Source organism: Sinomicrobium kalidii, assembly GCF_021183825.1.
GTDB classification, from domain to species: domain Bacteria; phylum Bacteroidota; class Bacteroidia; order Flavobacteriales; family Flavobacteriaceae; genus Sinomicrobium; species Sinomicrobium kalidii.
This window is the reverse complement of sequence record NZ_CP089211.1, coordinates 851,165-868,529: the sequence shown is the minus strand read 5'-3', so window position 1 is coordinate 868,529 and position 17,365 is coordinate 851,165. Positions and strand designations below refer to the sequence as shown.

Sequence of the window (17,365 nt, the reverse complement as noted above, 5' to 3'; positions counted from 1 at the left end):
CAATAAATCACATAAATAATTAAGATCATGTCAAACTTAAAAATTGGTATTAACGGTTTCGGGAGAATAGGAAGGTTAGTTTTCAGGGAAACCGTAAAAAGAGATAATGTAGATGTAGTAGCTATCAATGACCTGTTAGACGTAGAGCACCTGGCATACCTTTTAAAATACGATTCTGTTCACGGTACGTTCAACGGCACCGTAGAAGTAAAGGACGGTAACCTTGTAGTGAACGGGAATACCGTGAGGATTACTGCCGAAAAAGATCCGAAAAGCCTGAAATGGGACGAAGTGGGTGTTGATGTTGTGGCAGAATGTACCGGAATATTTACTACGCTGGACACCGCACAGCAACACCTGGAAGCGGGAGCCAAGAAAGTGGTGATTTCCGCACCTTCCAAAGATGCACCGATGTTTGTAATGGGTGTAAACCACAAAGAGGCGAAGGCTACAGACAATATTGTGTCTAACGCCTCCTGTACTACAAACTGTCTCGCGCCTATATCCAAAGTGTTGAACGATGCTTTTGGTATTGAAGAAGGTCTGATGACTACCGTGCATGCCACTACGGCTACACAGCTTACGGTTGACGGTCCGTCCAAAAAAGATTTCCGTGGCGGAAGAAGTGCGCTTGCCAACGTTATTCCCGCATCGACAGGGGCTGCAAAAGCGGTAACCAAGGTGATTCCCGCGCTGGAAGGTAAACTCACCGGGATGGCGTTTCGCGTACCTACCCCCGATGTATCTGTAGTTGACCTCACCGTAAGGCTCGAAAAGGAAACTTCTTACGAGGAAATAAAAAAGGTTGTAAAAGCCGCTTCTGAAGGGGAATTGAAAGGAATTCTCGGATATACGGAAGAACCGGTAGTGTCACAAGACTTCGTAGGAGATACCCGTACCAGTATCTTTGATGCCGGGGCCGGGATTGAACTCAACTCCAAATTCTTCAAAATAATAGCATGGTACGATAATGAAGCAGGTTATTCAAGCAAACTGGTAGATCTGGCACTTCACGTATCTTCATTGTAACAAGATAGTGTGAAAGAGAACAAATAGAGAAAATAGTTTGTATTTTTATAGAAAACCGGGTTTTCTCTGTTTGTTCATTCTTTATTAATAAATAATGAGAATATGATATTAATTGTTGATAGTGGAGCCACAAAATCGGATTGGATAGCCCTGGATGAAGACGGAAACAAGCTGTTTTTGACAAAAACACTTGGGTTGAGTCCGGAAGTGCTTACGCGGGAGATTATAGATGAACGCCTGGCCAATAATTTTGAACTTAGCAATAACAAAAAGGAAGTTACACAACTGTATTTTTACGGGGCAGGCTGCGGTACCGACCGCATGAAGAATTACCTGACCAAAATATTCAAGAACTTTTTTGTCAATGCCAAGGTCTCTATAAAAGAAGATACCTATGCGGCCATACATGCTACGGCTGCCCCGGGAGAACATGCCATTGTATGCATTCTGGGAACAGGCTCTAATTGTAGTTATTATGACGGCAGCGAGGTTTTTCAGAAGGTGACCTCCCTGGGTTACATCCTTATGGATGACTGTAGCGGGAACTATTTCGGCCGTCAGTTGCTCCGGGATTACTATTATCACAAGATGCCGCAAAATCTGGCACACAAATTTTCCGAAGCCTATGACCTTGAGGCGGACATTATAAAAAACAACCTCTATAAGCAACCCAACCCGAATACCTACCTGGCCACGTTTGCAAGGTTTGTGATTGAAAACCGGGACCACGAATACAGCCAGAAGCTTATAAGAAAGGGAATGCAGTTGTTTATAGATAACTGTATCATGCAATACGAACAGGCAAAATCCGTTCCTGTGCATTTTATAGGCAGTATTGCTTTTTATCTTCAGGAAGAACTGCACGAGGTTATGGAGCAGAACGGTCTGAAGGTGGGCAAGATATTACGGCGCCCTATCGACAACCTGGTGGAATACCACAGAGAAATCGTATTCAATAAATAAATATATATATAATTATGATAGATAGAGACGCACGGCCGTGCGTCTCCACGTGAAAAAACGGCCGTGCGTCTCTATCATAATTTTTTGTTTAGGATTTTACGGCGATCATAGAGATCTCCACATTCACGAATTTGGGCAAATTGGCCACTTCTACCGTTTCCCTGGCCGGGGCGGTATCTTCACTGAAATACTTGCCGTAAACTTCGTTGATCTTTCCGAAATTGTTCATGTCACTGATAAAAATGGAAGATTTGATAACATGGTCAAAATCCATTCCGGCAGCGCTGAGAATGGCTTTAAGGTTCTGCATTACCTGTGTGGTTTCCTCTTCAATGGATTTCCGGACCAATTCCCCGGTCTTCGGGTCGAGCGGGATCTGCCCGGATATGTAGAGTGTGTTCCCGCTTAAAACAGCCTGGTTATAAGGTCCTATGGGTGCAGGTGCCTGGTCGGTGTTGATGATCTTTTTCATGTTAATTGGTTTTATTTTTTACTTATACTATAATCCGGGCCGGACAAAACAGGGAATGAAAAACGACCGGAGTCACCGCTATAACCGCCTGTCCGGATTCCGTCTTTTTTCCCATTTGATATCGCTGAGCATGGAACTCTTTATCCCGATAAAGAAGTACCACGAGGTGCGGTTCCCGAAAGGTGTCCAGCTAAAGTTCATACGCCAGCTTTCAAGGTCCCGCTCAAAACGAAGCTGTGTATAGCTGAACCCCCTGTTCTTAAAATCATATCCGGAAGACACGCCTACGCGCCATTTCGGAGAGAGCTCCACGTTGCCCGAGAACATCAGGGAATTGTTGCTGATTTCGTTTTGCCGGTTGGAATTCGAATAGGTCATGGAATAGGCCAGTCGCAGATCCCAGGGCAAAGATGCCCCGTAAAACTTGGTATCTTCCTCTTCTTCGTCCTCCTCGTCATCATCGGGGAACATCCTGCCGTCACTAAAGTCCTGTGAGGTTCCGAACAGGTCGTCGTCCCTTCCGCCGCTCTGTGTATTATCAGCGTCCCGGTCCACTCCGCTTCCTTTGAAGGTCTTGCTCGAAATAGTGTAACTCGTAGTGAGGTTGGCATTGGTGAGCCGGAAAAGGCTTCCTCCATTGTCGATATTGAATTTTTCTATCCGGTTACCGCTGTTATCAATGGCATAAGGGTCCAGGGTAGCCCCGAAATTGACGGTCATTTTGTTGTCAAACAACGGCACGCCTCCCGTTACCCGCAACGGGCTCCATGGCAATGAATCTGCAGCAATATTGTAACTGGTGGAAAAGTTGAGGTTGTTGAGCAGGGTGATCTTTTTGGGTTCTGTGGCCGTGGTGTCCCTGTCCTGAACCTTGGCTTCAAGAGTGTTGCTGACAGATATCCCTATGTTATTGGAATTTCCCCTGCTCGGCGTACCGTAAACACCGCCTTCGAACCGGGTGTACAGTTCCCGGTCGCCTTCTTCGTTTGCGATGTACTCATCGTAATACTGGTCAAAGCCCGGGGTATAACCGTAGCTTATGGAAGGGCGTATGACGTGGCGTATGGCCTTAATCTTTTTTCCTTCTTTAAAGGTGAACATCCCGTAAAGTGTAGTTCCCAGGCTGGCACTGAAATTGTACTGGCCAAAACGGTCAAAACCGCTTATGGTATCGATCGGGGCCTCTTCCAGATCGGGGTCGTAATCGTTTCTTCGTATGGTTTTGAGTTGCCATACATCGTCATAATTCACGCTGAGGGAGGTGCTCAGGTGTTTGAATACCTTGAAATTCGTGCTGAGAGGAATACTGTGTCTGAATCCCGTTTTGGCGGTTTCAAACATTTCCTTTTTAAAGAACAGGGAATCGGTGGTTTCAAAACTGTTTTCCGCCCGGAGGTTATACTGAAAGTTGATGTTCTGGAAAATGCCTTTTTTGATGCCCGATTTCGGGGCAAACGGGTAAATACGCTCCACGCTGGCCTGCAGGGTAGGCAATGTCATGTTGATGGTTTCCGTATTGGTGTTTTGCGAGTGTGTGGCCGTAAGGCTGAGGTTTACCGCCGGATATCCCGGAAACGACTTGGAGTAGGAGATGGACGACGTCAGGGTGTTGTTCATAAAATTCCCGGTATTCACCTGGTTGTAAGAGTCTTTGTAATACCGGCTGCTCCCCAGGTTTACACTGGCCGAGAACCGGGAACTGGGATTTGCCTTGGCGTCCTGGCTGTGCGACCACTGGATGTTGTACCGGGTTTGCCGGCTGTAATCAGGGAACCCCCGTTGCCCCTGTACGAGGTTTTCAAACCTGAAATTGAAATTTCCGCGAAATTTATAGCGTGCGGCATAGTTGGTCTCCGTACGGAAACCGTAACTCCCGTTGGTGTAATAATCACCCAGCACGGCCAGGTCCAAGTGGTCGTTTATAGCAAAGTAATAGCCTCCGTTCTGTAAAAAATAGCCCTGGTCGTTCACCTCTCCGAAGGTAGGGAATATCAGTCCCGATTCACTGCTTTCCTGAGACATCGGGAAGTAGGCAAACGGCACTGCAATAGGTGTGGGGACATCAGCAATATACATATTACTGAACCCCGCAATAACTTTTTCTTTCGGAACGAACTTGGCTTTTCGGACCCGGATGTAATATTCCGGGTCGTCCAGGTTTTTGGAAGTGGTGAGTTTTCCTTCGTGAAGGAAGTAAACAGAATCGTTTTCCTTTTTGGTGACCTCGGCAAATACATTCATTTCACCTCCCACGGTCTGTTCCGATCTGGAATTCCAGATCAGTGCCTTTTGCGTATCGAAATTATACCGGATGGAGTCCGGCTCCACTACATTGCTCCCCTGTTTGAAATAAGGGGCCTGAACCAGTGTTCCCGTCGAGTCTTTTATCCGCCCGGCATACACTTCCTTTTTTTCATAATCAATAACAATAACCCCCGATTTGAGTTCGGTGTCCTGGTAATACACCTCGGCCTCGTTATACAGGTATATCTTGTTCTCACTGCGTACTGTTTTCTGGTAGTCTTTGGCCTTGTATTTTATTTGGTCTGCAATAAGCTCCTTTTTCGGCGGTACACTGTCCTGTTCGATGCTGTCCTGGACCTTGTTTATTTGTGTACTGTCCAGTAGTATATGGTCTGCAATGATAGAATCGTTGACTGTGAGGTCCGGAAGCGCTTCTTTAACAGGTACTTGTAAAGAGTCTTTCCCGGCTTCAATGTTCAGCGGTTGCTTTACCGGGGTTTCCTGTGCAAAAAGAAACGGCTGGCAAAACAGCAAAATAAACACTAAAAGTATGTAAGGGTTATTTGCTTGCAATGCTTTAAATCCTATTTTTGTAAAAAATGACCCGGTATGTTCCGGCTTCGGATCAGGCATGGTTTTCCCGTCCTGTTTTTCATACAGGCAAAGATGTAAAAAAAATATACGAATTCCTCGTTACGGGTTTTGATTTTATGTTTTTTTTGACACATGCGATATCCGCCCATCGGGTAATACGGAAATGGAACATGACGGTCGGGATAAATAATGCTTCGCTTTTTAACAATATTTTGAACCTGATACGTTTAAAATTAATAAGGAAGCCCCGCAATATCTGGATTTGTCGTTTTTGTAAATTATAAGGTAGATGGTAAAAAAGCTTGGGATGCTGCCGGTGTTGCTGGCAGGTTTTTTATGGTTGTGTTCCTTCGCGGAAGGAAAAGGGCAGGAAAAAACCGGAAAAGTTTTCACTGTGGTGCTCGATGCAGGGCATGGAGGACACGACCCGGGGAATATAGGTAACGGAGCCAAAGAAAAGAATGTGGCTCTGGATATTGTCCTCGCGGTCGGGAAGGAACTGGAAAAACATAAGGGTATAAAAGTAATTTATACACGGAAGACCGATAAGTTTGTGAACCTGTACGTTCGCGGTAAGATTGCGAATGAGGCCAATGCCGATCTCTTTGTTTCCATCCACTGCAATTCCCACAATTCCAATGCCTACGGTACGGAGACTTTTGTGCTGGGACTGCACGCCAACAAACGAAACTTTGAAGTGGCAAAAGCGGAGAACGAGGTTATTTACCTGGAAGAAAATCACGAAGCTAATTATGCCCAATACGATATTAACTCTCCGGAATCCGTTATCGGTCTTACCATTATGCAGGAAGAGTTTCTTGCCCAGAGCATTGAGCTGGCAAAATTACTACAGGACAATTTTACGGTAAAGCTGAAACGAAAGAACCGTGGCGTAAAACAGGCGGGATTTATCGTGTTGCACCAGACTTTTATGCCCAGTGTGCTGGTAGAAACCGGATTTTTAAGTAACCGGAATGAAAAAAACTACCTGACCTCCCGTAAAGGGCAGGCGGAAGTTTCCAGGAATATAGCCAGTGCCATTGTACGGTACAAAAAAAACGTCACCGATAATATTGCTATAGAAGAACCTCCTGTGTCTCCGGTCAAAGAACATCCGGCTCCGGGTGTGGTATTTAAGGTACAGATTGCCGCAGGCAACAATAAAATAGAGCCCAAGCGTTATAACTTCAGGGGGTTGTCTCCCATATCGATGGAGACATTCGGAAGTGTGTTCCGTTACCTCTACGGGGAAACCTCCAGCTATGATGAGGCCCGGAAGCTGCAACAGCAGGCAAAAGGCAAAGGGTATGACAATGCTTACATCGTAGCGTACAAAAACGGTGCGCGTGTTTCCGTAAATGAAGTACTTCACAATTAAAACTGACGGGTTCGGAATTCAGGGGTGGTGAGAAGAGAAACCGGTAAAAGCCGGTTGCACTGTGGATTCAAAGCATACTGAATGAGCTGCCGGACTATTACTGCTCCGGCCCGGCTATCAGATAGCTGAGGCTGTACTACCTGTTCTTATTCTTTGGGGTTGCCTTTAACTTTCGGGATCTCATGGGGAATATCCGCAATCTAAAAAGCGTCTTAATAAAATTATTTCTAAATTTGTTCACAACCCAAAAAGCGAGAACATTTGAAAATATCCAGAGAATTTAAAACAGCTATTATAGTTTTAGGCGGTATATTGTTATTTATACTGGGCTTTAGCTATTTGAAATCCAATCCGCTTTTTAAATCCTACAGGACATACTATGCGGTGTATGACGATGTAGGTGGGTTGGCTACGGGAACTTCCGTTAGTATTAACGGCTTTCCCGTGGGGAAGATCATGAATATTCGCTTTTTAAACGAAAAGGGAAAGCTGCTGGTGACATTTTCTGTGGAGAACGATTTTGAATTTTCCAAAAGCAGTAAGGCAGTACTTCACGATACGGGGATCATTGGCGGAAAAGCCATACAGATCGTTCCGGTCTTTGACGGTAGTGAAAAATCCATTTCGGGAGATACCCTTCCGTCTTTCATAAAGCCGGGGCTTACGGAACTGGTTACACAAAAACTGACCCCTTTGCAGGCCAAGCTGGGGAGTATGCTGGAACATGCCGATTCCGTGCTTTCCGGGGTCAATACCATACTGGACGAGGAATCCAGGGCCAACCTGAAAACCAGTATTGCCGATTTAAAGGATATCACAGCTAATTTTAAAAGCAGTTCGGTAACCCTGAATGCATTGTTGAGGGATAATAAGCAAAAGCTGGACAATTCCATCGAAAATATAGAAGGGCTCACCGGGAACCTGAAAGACGTTTCGGGCACCCTGGCAGAAGCCAACCTGGAACAGACCATGGCAGAACTGCAGCAGACCATAACCGGTTTTAACCGTGTTGTTGAAAAGATCGACCGGGGAGAAGGCTCCGTAGGGAAGCTGCTCAAGGATGAAGAGCTGTACGACAACCTTACCGGGGCGTCCCGGCAGTTGGAGCAGTTGTTGCAGGATATGAAACTCAACCCCAAGAGGTATGTGCATTTTTCCCTGTTTGGCAAAAGGGCCAAACAATATGAGCCACCCGAAGAAGAACCGGATAAATAGACCGGGAGGAAAGAGAGTTCAGTAGTTATAATCCAGAAAATATGGCTGTCATACCAAATATAATTTTTGCGGTTGTCCTCATAGCGGGGATAGGGTTCTTTGTCCGGAATATCCGGAAACTGGTACGCAATATCCGGCTGGGCAAGGCAACCGAGAGGTCGGACAACAAGTCGCAGCGGTTTAAAAACATGGCCCGTATTGCCCTGGGGCAGCAAAAAATGGTGGTCCGCCCCGTGGCAGGGATCATGCATATCATAGTCTATCTCGGTTTTCTCATTATCAATATAGAAGTGCTGGAGATCATTATTGACGGTCTTTTCGGGACGCACCGGGTATTCTCTTTCATGGGAGGGTTTTATACCGTGCTCATAGGAGGCTTCGAAATTCTGGCATTACTGGTGCTCATTGCGGTGATCGTTTTCTGGATACGGCGGAACGTCATCCGGTTAAAGCGGTTCCGGAACCCGGAAATGAAAGGATGGCCCAAAAACGACGGAAACCTGATCCTCTATTTCGAAATGGTGCTGATGATCCTTTTCCTTACCATGAATGCCACCGATGTCCCGTTTCAGCAAATGCAGGCGGGAAATGTAGTGAGCGGGTTTATAGCTCCGTGGTTTGACGGTCTCCCGGAATCCACTTTGCATGTTGTTGAACGAAGCGCGTGGTGGCTGCACATTGTAGGGATACTGATCTTTCTCAATTATCTCTATTATTCCAAACACCTGCACATTCTGCTGGCATTCCCGAACACTTATTTTGCAGGCTTGAATCCGAAAGGGCAGATGGATAACCTGGAAGCCGTGACCAATGAAGTAAAATTAATGATGGACCCCGATGCCGATCCGTTTGCCGCTCCGCCGAAAGAAGAAGGCGATGGTGCGGCACCCGAAAAATTCGGCGTATCGGATGTGACGGACCTGAACTGGGTACAGCTCCTCAGTGCCTATACCTGTACGGAATGCGGCCGGTGTACCAGTGAGTGCCCGGCAAACCAGACCGGGAAGAAACTGTCCCCGAGAAAAATTATGATGGATACCCGGGATCGTCTGGAAGAAGTTGGGAAAAATATAGATAATAATGGTACTTTTGCAGAAGATAACAAGTCGTTATTAGACGATTATATCACCCGGGAAGAACTTTGGGCGTGTACTTCGTGCAACGCCTGTGTGGAAGCTTGCCCGGTGAGCATTAACCCCCTGTCCATTATCCTGGACATGCGGCGTTATCTGGTCATGGAGCAGTCTGCGGCCCCGGCCGAACTGAACAATATGATGACCAATATAGAGAACAACGGTGCACCCTGGCCCTATAACCAGATGGACAGGCTGAACTGGAAAGACGAATAGCCCATAATTGAATACGGGAGGACCCTTCGGTTATGGGATATGGGTTTCGGGAAGATTAAAAGTAAATAAACAAAGTAAACCAAAGTATAACCAATCCAAAATGATGTCCGAAAAAGGACGCAGACGCTATGAAAAAGGAAGAAGTAGAAAGGCTGTTACACGACAAAGTAGAAGCAGGTGAGCACATAAGCCCGGTATTGCCGCAGGGAATAAAGAATTACCTGATCGATATTGACGGTACCGTGACCGAAGACGTGCCCAATGAAGAGCCGGAACGTATGGCAACATGTGAACCGTTTCCCGATGCCCTGACAACGCTGAATAAATGGTATGAAGAAGGGCATGTTATTACTTTTTTTACGTCCAGGACGGAAGACCACAGGAAAGTGACCGAAGAATGGCTGGACAGGCACGGATTTAAATACCACGGACTGCTGATGGGAAAACCGAGAGGTGGAAATTACCACTGGATCGACAATCACCTGGTCCGGGCCACAAGATATAACGGTAAGTTTACAGACCTTATCGAAAAAGAGGTGACCATCGAGGTGTTCGATGATGGAAAACACGACTGAATGGAATTTACGGTTTAATGATCATGATTTTTTGACAGATCATACACCGTAAATCCCGGTCATAAATGCAAATAAAATTATGGGTGAACTGAAAGTACCTACTATGGCCGAAATGATGGCTGAAGGCAGGCAACCTGAAGTGCTCTTTTGGGTAGGCTGTGCCGGAAGCTTTGACGACAGGGCCAAAAAGATCACCAGGGCTTTGGTAAAACTGCTTCACAAGGCCGGTGTGGAATTTGCCGTGCTCGGAACCGAAGAAAGCTGTACCGGAGACCCGGCCAAGCGGGCCGGGAACGAATTCCTTTTCCAGATGCAGGCCGTAACCAACATAGAGGTACTTAACGGTTATGAAGTGAAAAAAATAGTAACGGCATGTCCGCACTGTTTTAATACCCTGAAAAACGAATACCCTTCACTGGGAGGAAATTACGAGGTAATGCACCATACCCAGTTCCTGAGATCATTACTGGAAGAAGGCCGGCTTGCCATTGAGGGCGGAAAGTTCAAAGGAAAGCGGATTACATACCACGATCCGTGTTACCTGGGCCGGGCCAACGGAGTCTATGAAGCCCCGAGGGAACTCATCCGTAAACTCGACGTGGAACTGGTAGAGATGCGCAAATGCAAAAAAGCAGGACTTTGTTGTGGTGCCGGAGGTGCCCAGATGTTCAAAGAGCCCGAAAAGGGCAATAAGGACGTCAATATCGAGAGGACCGAGCAGGCATTGGAAACACAGCCTGATGTTATAGCGGCAGGCTGTCCGTTCTGCAACACCATGATGACGGACGGTGTAAAAGGCAAGGAAAAAGAAGCCGATATTGCTGTTATGGACATCGCCGAACTTATTGCGAATGCAGGAGAGTTATAAATAATTCACGGATTTTTCTGTTTTATTTGTACCTTTATGTACATCGACTAATAATTATATTGAAGATGTTAACAAAGGCTAAACTGCGAGAACAAATAGATAGGCTTCCCGAAGAATTTTCTATTGATGAATTAATAGAAAGACTCATCCTGGTGGAGAAAATTGAACGGAGCAACAAGCAGTCGGAAAGCAATGAAATCTTATCGGAAACCGATCTTGATGATGAAATGGAGAAGTGGTTCAAATAAACTGGACATTTCAGGCTAAAGACGATCTTAAAGATATTGCTGAATATATAGCAAAAGATTGCGTAAGAAAAATATAAGACCTCAAAGATTATAATTACCTGAACTTAACGCTTAATTTCAATTCGTAAATTTTAAATTTATAATGTATATTCCTTTTAACGAACTACCCGATACATCGCGGATATGGATATACCAGGCCAACAGAAGTTTTGCAGAAGAGGAGTTGGCAGAGATAGAGGCCAGGACAGCAACATTTTTAAAGGAATGGACGGCACACGGGGCTGCTCTCCAGGCCGGTTTTGAGGTGAGGTACAAACGTTTTATCATTATTGGCCTGAACCAGGAAGCCGGTGCCGCATCCGGGTGCTCCATAGATGCTTCGGTACACTTTATCCAGCAACTGGAAAAAGAATACGATGTGGATTTGCTGGACAAGATGAACGTGTCATACAAACAAGGTGATTTCATTGCCTATAAACCCCTGGCAGAATTCAGGAAAATGGCCAAAAACAAGGCCGTTTCCGGAAAAACGATCGTCTTTAATAATCTCGTGGCCAACAAGCAGGAGTATGAAGAGCACTGGGAAGTCCCTGCCAGTGAAAGCTGGCATTCCCGCTTTGTAAAATAAACACACAATTCCCCAACGGTCTTCGACCTGATATCCCGTGGAAAAGCACGGCCGTGCGTTTCTGCCTGTATTCACTAAAAAATGAACAAGGGAAGAATCCCAAAAAAACGTGTAAGAGCACACCCGTATCCGATTGTTGATAATGTTGTCAGTAATTTTGACTTTTTAATTTAACGAGATAACCGTATCTTGCCTCTGTTTTCAGCAAATCAAGGTATTTTTATGAAGAAGATTTTGGCATTGCTGCTCGCAGTTCCCGTGTGGGGTATCGCTCAGCAAACCGATCCGTTATTGAGCGGAAACGAATACTTGCAGCAAAAATGGGTAGACAGTATTTACGGGCAAATGACCCTGAAAGAGAAAGTCGGACAACTTTTTATGATAGATGTCTTCCCGGAACAGGGAGAAAAAAAGATAAAGCGTGCCGAAGAACTGATACGGGAATACCACGTGGGCGGGGTTATCTTCTTCAGGGGAAATCCGCATCAACAGGCGGTACTTACCAATAAATACCAGGCTGCTTCAAAAGTGCCCCTGCTGGTGGGCATGGATGCCGAATGGGGACTGGCCATGCGGCTGGATTCCACTTTCGCCTATCCGTGGAACATGACCCTCGGGGCCGTAAAGAACGAGAAGCTGATAGAACAGGCAGGTTACCAGATAGGACGGCATGCCCGGCGGCTGGGAGTTCACATCAATTTTGCTCCCGATATTGATATCAATACCAATCCTGAAAATCCTATAATCGGTAACCGCTCTTTCGGTGAGGATAAACACAATGTTGCCGAAAAAGGAGCGGCCTTTGCCCGTGGTATGCGCAATGCGGGTATACTGGCCTGCGGAAAGCATTTCCCCGGGCATGGCGACACGGAAACCGATTCCCATAAAACCCTGCCTACCATTACCTTCAGTAAAAGCAGGATAAACAATGTAGAACTGTACCCCTATAACCGCCTGATCTCGGAAAACCTCGAAAGTGTAATGGTGGCCCACCTCAATGTTCCCGCCCTGGAAAACCGGGAACATTATCCGTCTTCCATATCCAAAAATATCATTACCGGGCTGTTGAAGGAGGAACTCGGCTTTAACGGATTGATATTTACAGATGCACTGAACATGAAAGGGGCGTCCGATTTTACCAGTCCCGGCGATATTGACCTTGCCGCCTTTATGGCCGGTAATGATATGCTGGTGATGTCGCTCGATGTACCCAGGGCCAGTCAGAAGCTGATAGAAGCCTACAACGAGGGGCAGATCACAGAAGAAAGACTCGAATATTCGGTAAAGAAAATACTGAAGGCCAAATTTAAAGTGGGACTGGCAAAATACAGCCCCATAGATACCACAGACCTGTACCGGGATCTGAATACAAAAAGGGACAACCTGCTCGAAGAAGAAATATACGCGAACGCCATTACGGTGGCAAGGAATCAGGATAGCCTGGTACCGTTCACCCGGCTGGAAGACAAGGATATTGCGTATGTACACTTTGGTGATGCGGGTGGCGAAGAGTTCCTGAAAGCCTTAAACCACTATGCCCGGGTAGATGAAGTACAGGCAGACAAACTGGACGTTCTTCTCAAACAGTTACAACCGTACAATACCGTGATCATAGGACACCACAGATCAAACGAATCGCCCTGGAAACCACATGATTTTACGGTTGGCGAGCTCACATGGATCTACGAAATCGCACGGGAGAAAAAGGTAGTGCTGACAACCTTTGTTAAACCATACAACCTGCTGAAGTTAAGCACCCTGAACAATATAGAAAGCATCGTTGTCGGGTACCAGAACAACCCGGTAGCACAACGAAAGGCAGCCGAGGTCATATTCGGTGCCATAGGAGCAAAAGGCGTATTGCCTGTTACGGCAAATAAAGAACTTCTTGTCAATACCGGGATCACAACGGAAGCCCTGGGAAGACTTCAATACGGTATTCCCGAAAGTGTGGGGATGAATTCCGCTACCCTCAAAAAAATAGATTCCATTACCGAAGAAGCGATCAAAACCCTTGCCATGCCCGGGGCACAGGTACTCGTAGCCCGCAGGGGGAAAGTAGTTTATAACAAGAGTTTCGGAAGACACACCTATACGGGCAACCGCCCCGTGAGTAACGGCGATATCTATGATGTTGCCTCCCTCACAAAAATACTGGCTACACTTCCCATGATCATGAAAATGAACGACGATGAAAGAATTACGATAGATTCCCGTCTCGGGGATATCCTTCCGGAACTGAAAGGGACCAACAAGGAAAACATAAGTGTCAGGGATGTTCTGCTGCATTACGGAAGAATAAAACCCTGGATACCTTTTTACCGCTATACCCTGGATAAGGATACCGACAAGCCGCTGGAAAAATATTACCGGAAGCGTCCGCAGGGGAAATTCACCGTAAAAGTGACAGATCACCTGTATATGCGTGAAGATTACAGGGATTCCATTTTCAAGGCCGTTAAAGAAAGTGATCTTTTGTCGAAAAAAGGGTACAGGTACAGCGATCTCGGTTATTTTATGTTGCAAAAATTTATAGAGGATTCTTATGGCAGTTCCCTGGATTCCCTTGATGAAAATTATTTTTATGCCTCGCTGGGAGCAGACAGGACCATGTTCAATCCGTTGGACAGAGGAATAGAAAAAGAAAATATCGTTCCTTCGGAGGCCGATGATTATTTCAGGTACCAGATCATACAGGGCTATGTACACGATATGGCCGCTGCCATGAAAGGCGGGGTTTCCGGGCATGCGGGACTTTTTTCGAATGCCGATGATATCGCCAAGATCATGCAGATGTACCTGCAGAAAGGGTATTATGGAGGAAAACACTATTTTAAGGAAGGTACGATAGATAAATTCAACACCTGTTATTATTGCGACAGGGACGTAAGACGGGGACTGGGCTTTGACAAACCCCGGCCCGAAAGCATTGGGGATGAACTCTATAACCGGGTTCCGAAAGGTTGTTTCTGTCATTCCGGATTTACGGGAACCTATACCTGGGCAGACCCGGAAAATGAATTAGTATACGTATTTTTGTCTAACCGTACCTATCCGACGGCAAGTAACCGGAAACTGATCACCAAGGGTACACGGACCGAAATACTGAAAGTTATTTACGATGCCATTGCCGATAAATAGGTGAATCCGGAGGCCTTTTTCAGATTTAAAAACAACACACATGAAAATAGGAATAGTATGTTATCCCACTTTCGGCGGGAGTGGTGTAGTAGCCACCGAACTGGGGATCGCCCTTGCAAACAGAGGACATGAAGTACATTTTATTACGTATAAACAACCCGTAAGGCTGGCCCTGTTGAGCAGCGATATCCATTTTCACGAGGTACATGTGCCCAAGTATCCGCTGTTTCACTATCAACCTTACGAACTGGCGCTCTCCAGCAAACTGGTGGATATGGTAAAGCTGCACAAAATAGAAGTGCTGCATGTCCACTATGCCATCCCTCATGCCTATGCCGGATATATGGCCAAGCAGATGCTGGCCGAGACAGGGATATCCATTCCCATGGTCACAACCCTGCACGGCACTGACATAACCCTGGTGGGGAGCCACCCTTTTTACAGGCCGGCAGTGACCTTCAGTATCAACAAATCGGATGTGGTGACCTCGGTTTCACAAAGCCTCCGGGAAGATACGTTGCGCCTTTTTGACGTAAAGAACGATATTCACGTGGTCCCCAACTTCATCGATATGAGCAAATACAAGACAAAGTTTACGGACTGCCAGCGCAGTATGATGGCCGATGAGGATGAAAAGATCATAACCCATATCAGTAATTTCAGGAAGGTAAAGCGGATAAAGGATGTGATCCGGGTGTTTTATGAAGTACAGAAAAAAATTCCCGCCAAACTGATCATGGTAGGCGAAGGCCCGGAAAAAGAAGGAGCGGAACTGTTGTGCGAAGAACTGGGAATAGCCGAAAAAGTACTGTACGTGGGTAACAGTAATGAAATAGACCGGATACTCTGTTTTTCCGACCTGTTTTTGCTGCCCTCCGAAACGGAAAGCTTCGGGTTGGTTGCCCTGGAAGCCATGGCCAACGGTGTTCCCGTCATATCCAGTAATACCGGAGGGATCCCGGAAGTAAACAAACAGGGGATAACCGGATTTTTGAGTGATGTGGGCGATGTGAAGGACATGGCGAAAAATGCCCTGAAATTACTTTCGGACGAAACATTGTTAAAATCGTTCAAGGAAAATGCGAGAACAGAAGCGGAAAAATTCGATATAGAAAAAATTGTTCCGCTATACGAAGAAATTTACCAGAAGGCGTTTACGGTAGCCTGACAGGAGCTGGCGGGATGCCGGAGGAAGAATTTCCCGGATTGATGTTTAAACCAAACCCAGAAAAAACCAACCATGAAAAAGTTGTTTTACCTTCTTCCATTGTTTGTAATGTCGGGCCTGAACTGTACGGGACAGGCAAATCCGCCAAAAGACAGTGCTTACGACCCGGAAATGTTTGACCGGGCCTTTGAGGCTTTCAGGGAAAAGCGTATTGTCAAAAAAACGTTTAAACATGAGGATATAATGCCGCTTATAGAACATCGGAAGCAGGGCAGTGTATTTTCGGTGAAAGCGCTCGGTGCCTCCGTTGAAGGAAGAAGTGTTTACCAGCTCACCTGTGGAAAAGGGGAAACTAAAGTGATGTTGTGGTCGCAAATGCACGGTGACGAAAGTACGGCAACGATGGCACTTTTCGATATTTTTAATTTCCTGGAAGGCGAAAATGACGGATTTGATGCGTTGCGCAATCATATCCTGGAACATACAACCCTGTATTTTATCCCTATGCTTAACCCCGATGGTGCCGAAAGGTTCCGGCGGAGGAACAGCTATGATTTTGACCTGAACCGGGATGCGGTAAGGGCACAGGCCCCGGAATCGGTGATCCTGCGTGAGGCACGGGAACGGGAACAACCCGATTTCGGTTTTAACCTGCACGATCAGAACATTTATTACAACGTTTCCGGTACGTCAACGCCTGCAACCATATCTGTGCTGGCCCCTGCCTTTAACGAGGCCAGGGAGGTCAATGAAGTACGAAAACGGGCCATGCAGGTCATTGTGGGGATGAACCGCCTGCTTCAGCAATACATTCCCGGCGGGGTAGGCAAATACGATGATACTTTTGAACCCCGGGCCTTTGGCGATAATTTCCAGAAATGGGGGACCAGCACCATCCTGATCGAGTCGGGAGGTTACCCGGATGACCCGGAAAAGCAATATATCCGCAAACTGAACTTTGCCGTGATCCTCAATGCCCTTTCGGAGATCGCTTCTGAAAATTACAGGGAGTATGAGACCGAGGAATATTTTCGTATCCCGGACAATGATTCGAAGTTGACAGACCTCCTTATCCGTAATGTTGAGATAAGGCGAAGTGATAGTAAACGTTACAGGACAGATATCAGTATAAAACAGGGGGAAGGACTTCCCCGTATCCGGGACCTCGGCGACCTGTCCGTTTTTTACGGCTACCGGGAACTGGATGCATCCGGTTATACCTGGATGCCGGGAAAAGTGTACAACAAGGTATACCCTTCGGTCAGGGCCATTGCCCCCGAAGAAGCAGATTCCCTGCTTAAAAAAGGATATATTGCGGTGCGTGTGAATTCCCTTCCGGAGGATGATAAAACAGACCTTCCTTTGTTGTTACTGCCCGAAAAAGAGAAATTGCACGGGGACCTTTTTATCGGAAGGCCCGGTTATTTTTTCCTTGCCAAGGAAGGTAAACCCGTTTATGCCATTGTGGACGGTGAGATTGTGAAGTTATAGCC

General features: G+C 46.3%; 14 protein-coding genes. 12 read left to right on the top strand and 2 right to left on the bottom strand.

Translation table 11 applies throughout. The features are described 5' to 3' along the window. The first annotated feature begins 27 nt into the window (after positions 1-27). Together gap and LS482_RS03335 are read left to right on the top strand one after the other, a co-directional pair. On the top strand, positions 28-1,029 hold the full coding sequence (gap, locus tag LS482_RS03340; protein WP_233030338.1) for a type I glyceraldehyde-3-phosphate dehydrogenase: 1,002 nt from the start codon (positions 28-30) through the stop codon (positions 1,027-1,029). A gap of 102 nt (positions 1,030-1,131) precedes the next feature. Then, complete coding sequence (locus tag LS482_RS03335; RefSeq protein ID WP_233030337.1) at positions 1,132-1,992, top strand: N-acetylglucosamine kinase; 861 nt, start codon at positions 1,132-1,134, stop codon at positions 1,990-1,992. An 88-nt stretch (positions 1,993-2,080) separates the two neighbouring features. Here the strand turns inward: LS482_RS03335 and LS482_RS03330 are convergent, their stop codons facing one another. Further along, entirely contained in the window at positions 2,081-2,464 is a 384-nt protein-coding gene (locus LS482_RS03330) for a RidA family protein (RefSeq protein WP_233030336.1), read from the bottom strand. Between the two features lie 78 nt (positions 2,465-2,542). Beyond that, complete coding sequence (locus LS482_RS03325; RefSeq protein ID WP_233030335.1) at positions 2,543-5,341, bottom strand: putative LPS assembly protein LptD; 2,799 nt, start codon at positions 5,339-5,341, stop codon at positions 2,543-2,545. A 250-nt stretch (positions 5,342-5,591) separates the two neighbouring features. Here LS482_RS03325 and LS482_RS03320 point away from each other — a divergent pair, with 250 nt between their 5' ends. The 10 genes from LS482_RS03320 to LS482_RS03275 all read left to right on the top strand — a co-directional run bounded on the left by LS482_RS03320 (position 5,592) and on the right by LS482_RS03275 (position 17,363). Then, complete coding sequence (locus tag LS482_RS03320; protein ID WP_233030334.1) at positions 5,592-6,680, top strand: N-acetylmuramoyl-L-alanine amidase family protein; 1,089 nt, start codon at positions 5,592-5,594, stop codon at positions 6,678-6,680. Positions 6,681-6,941: 261 nt separating this feature from the next. Next, positions 6,942-7,895: an MlaD family protein gene (locus tag LS482_RS03315; protein ID WP_233030333.1), complete on the top strand. Its 954-nt coding sequence runs from the start codon at positions 6,942-6,944 to the stop codon at positions 7,893-7,895. 41 nt (positions 7,896-7,936) lie between these two features. After that, the gene (locus tag LS482_RS03310; protein WP_233030332.1) at positions 7,937-9,244 is read left to right on the top strand and encodes a 4Fe-4S dicluster domain-containing protein; all 1,308 of its coding nucleotides are present in this window, start codon (positions 7,937-7,939) and stop codon (positions 9,242-9,244) included. 128 nt (positions 9,245-9,372) lie between these two features. Next, complete coding sequence (locus LS482_RS03305; RefSeq protein WP_233030331.1) at positions 9,373-9,819, top strand: LNS2 domain-containing protein; 447 nt, start codon at positions 9,373-9,375, stop codon at positions 9,817-9,819. Between the two features lie 79 nt (positions 9,820-9,898). Continuing rightward, positions 9,899-10,687, top strand: a complete 789-nt coding sequence (locus LS482_RS03300; protein WP_233030330.1) for a (Fe-S)-binding protein — start codon at positions 9,899-9,901, stop codon at positions 10,685-10,687. A 65-nt stretch (positions 10,688-10,752) separates the two neighbouring features. Continuing rightward, on the top strand, positions 10,753-10,935 hold the full coding sequence (locus LS482_RS03295) for a hypothetical protein (RefSeq protein WP_233030329.1): 183 nt from the start codon (positions 10,753-10,755) through the stop codon (positions 10,933-10,935). A 142-nt stretch (positions 10,936-11,077) separates the two neighbouring features. Then, positions 11,078-11,563 (top strand): ABC transporter ATPase, encoded by a 486-nt coding sequence (locus LS482_RS03290; protein ID WP_233030328.1) that lies wholly within the window; start codon positions 11,078-11,080, stop codon positions 11,561-11,563. A 222-nt stretch (positions 11,564-11,785) separates the two neighbouring features. Further along, positions 11,786-14,704 (top strand): serine hydrolase domain-containing protein, encoded by a 2,919-nt coding sequence (locus LS482_RS03285; RefSeq protein ID WP_233030327.1) that lies wholly within the window; start codon positions 11,786-11,788, stop codon positions 14,702-14,704. A gap of 40 nt (positions 14,705-14,744) precedes the next feature. Further along, entirely contained in the window at positions 14,745-15,872 is a 1,128-nt protein-coding gene (gene bshA / locus LS482_RS03280) for an N-acetyl-alpha-D-glucosaminyl L-malate synthase BshA (protein WP_233030326.1), read from the top strand. A 72-nt stretch (positions 15,873-15,944) separates the two neighbouring features. Beyond that, entirely contained in the window at positions 15,945-17,363 is a 1,419-nt protein-coding gene (locus LS482_RS03275) for a M14 family metallopeptidase (RefSeq protein WP_233030325.1), read from the top strand. The last annotated feature ends 2 nt before the right edge of the window (positions 17,364-17,365 follow it).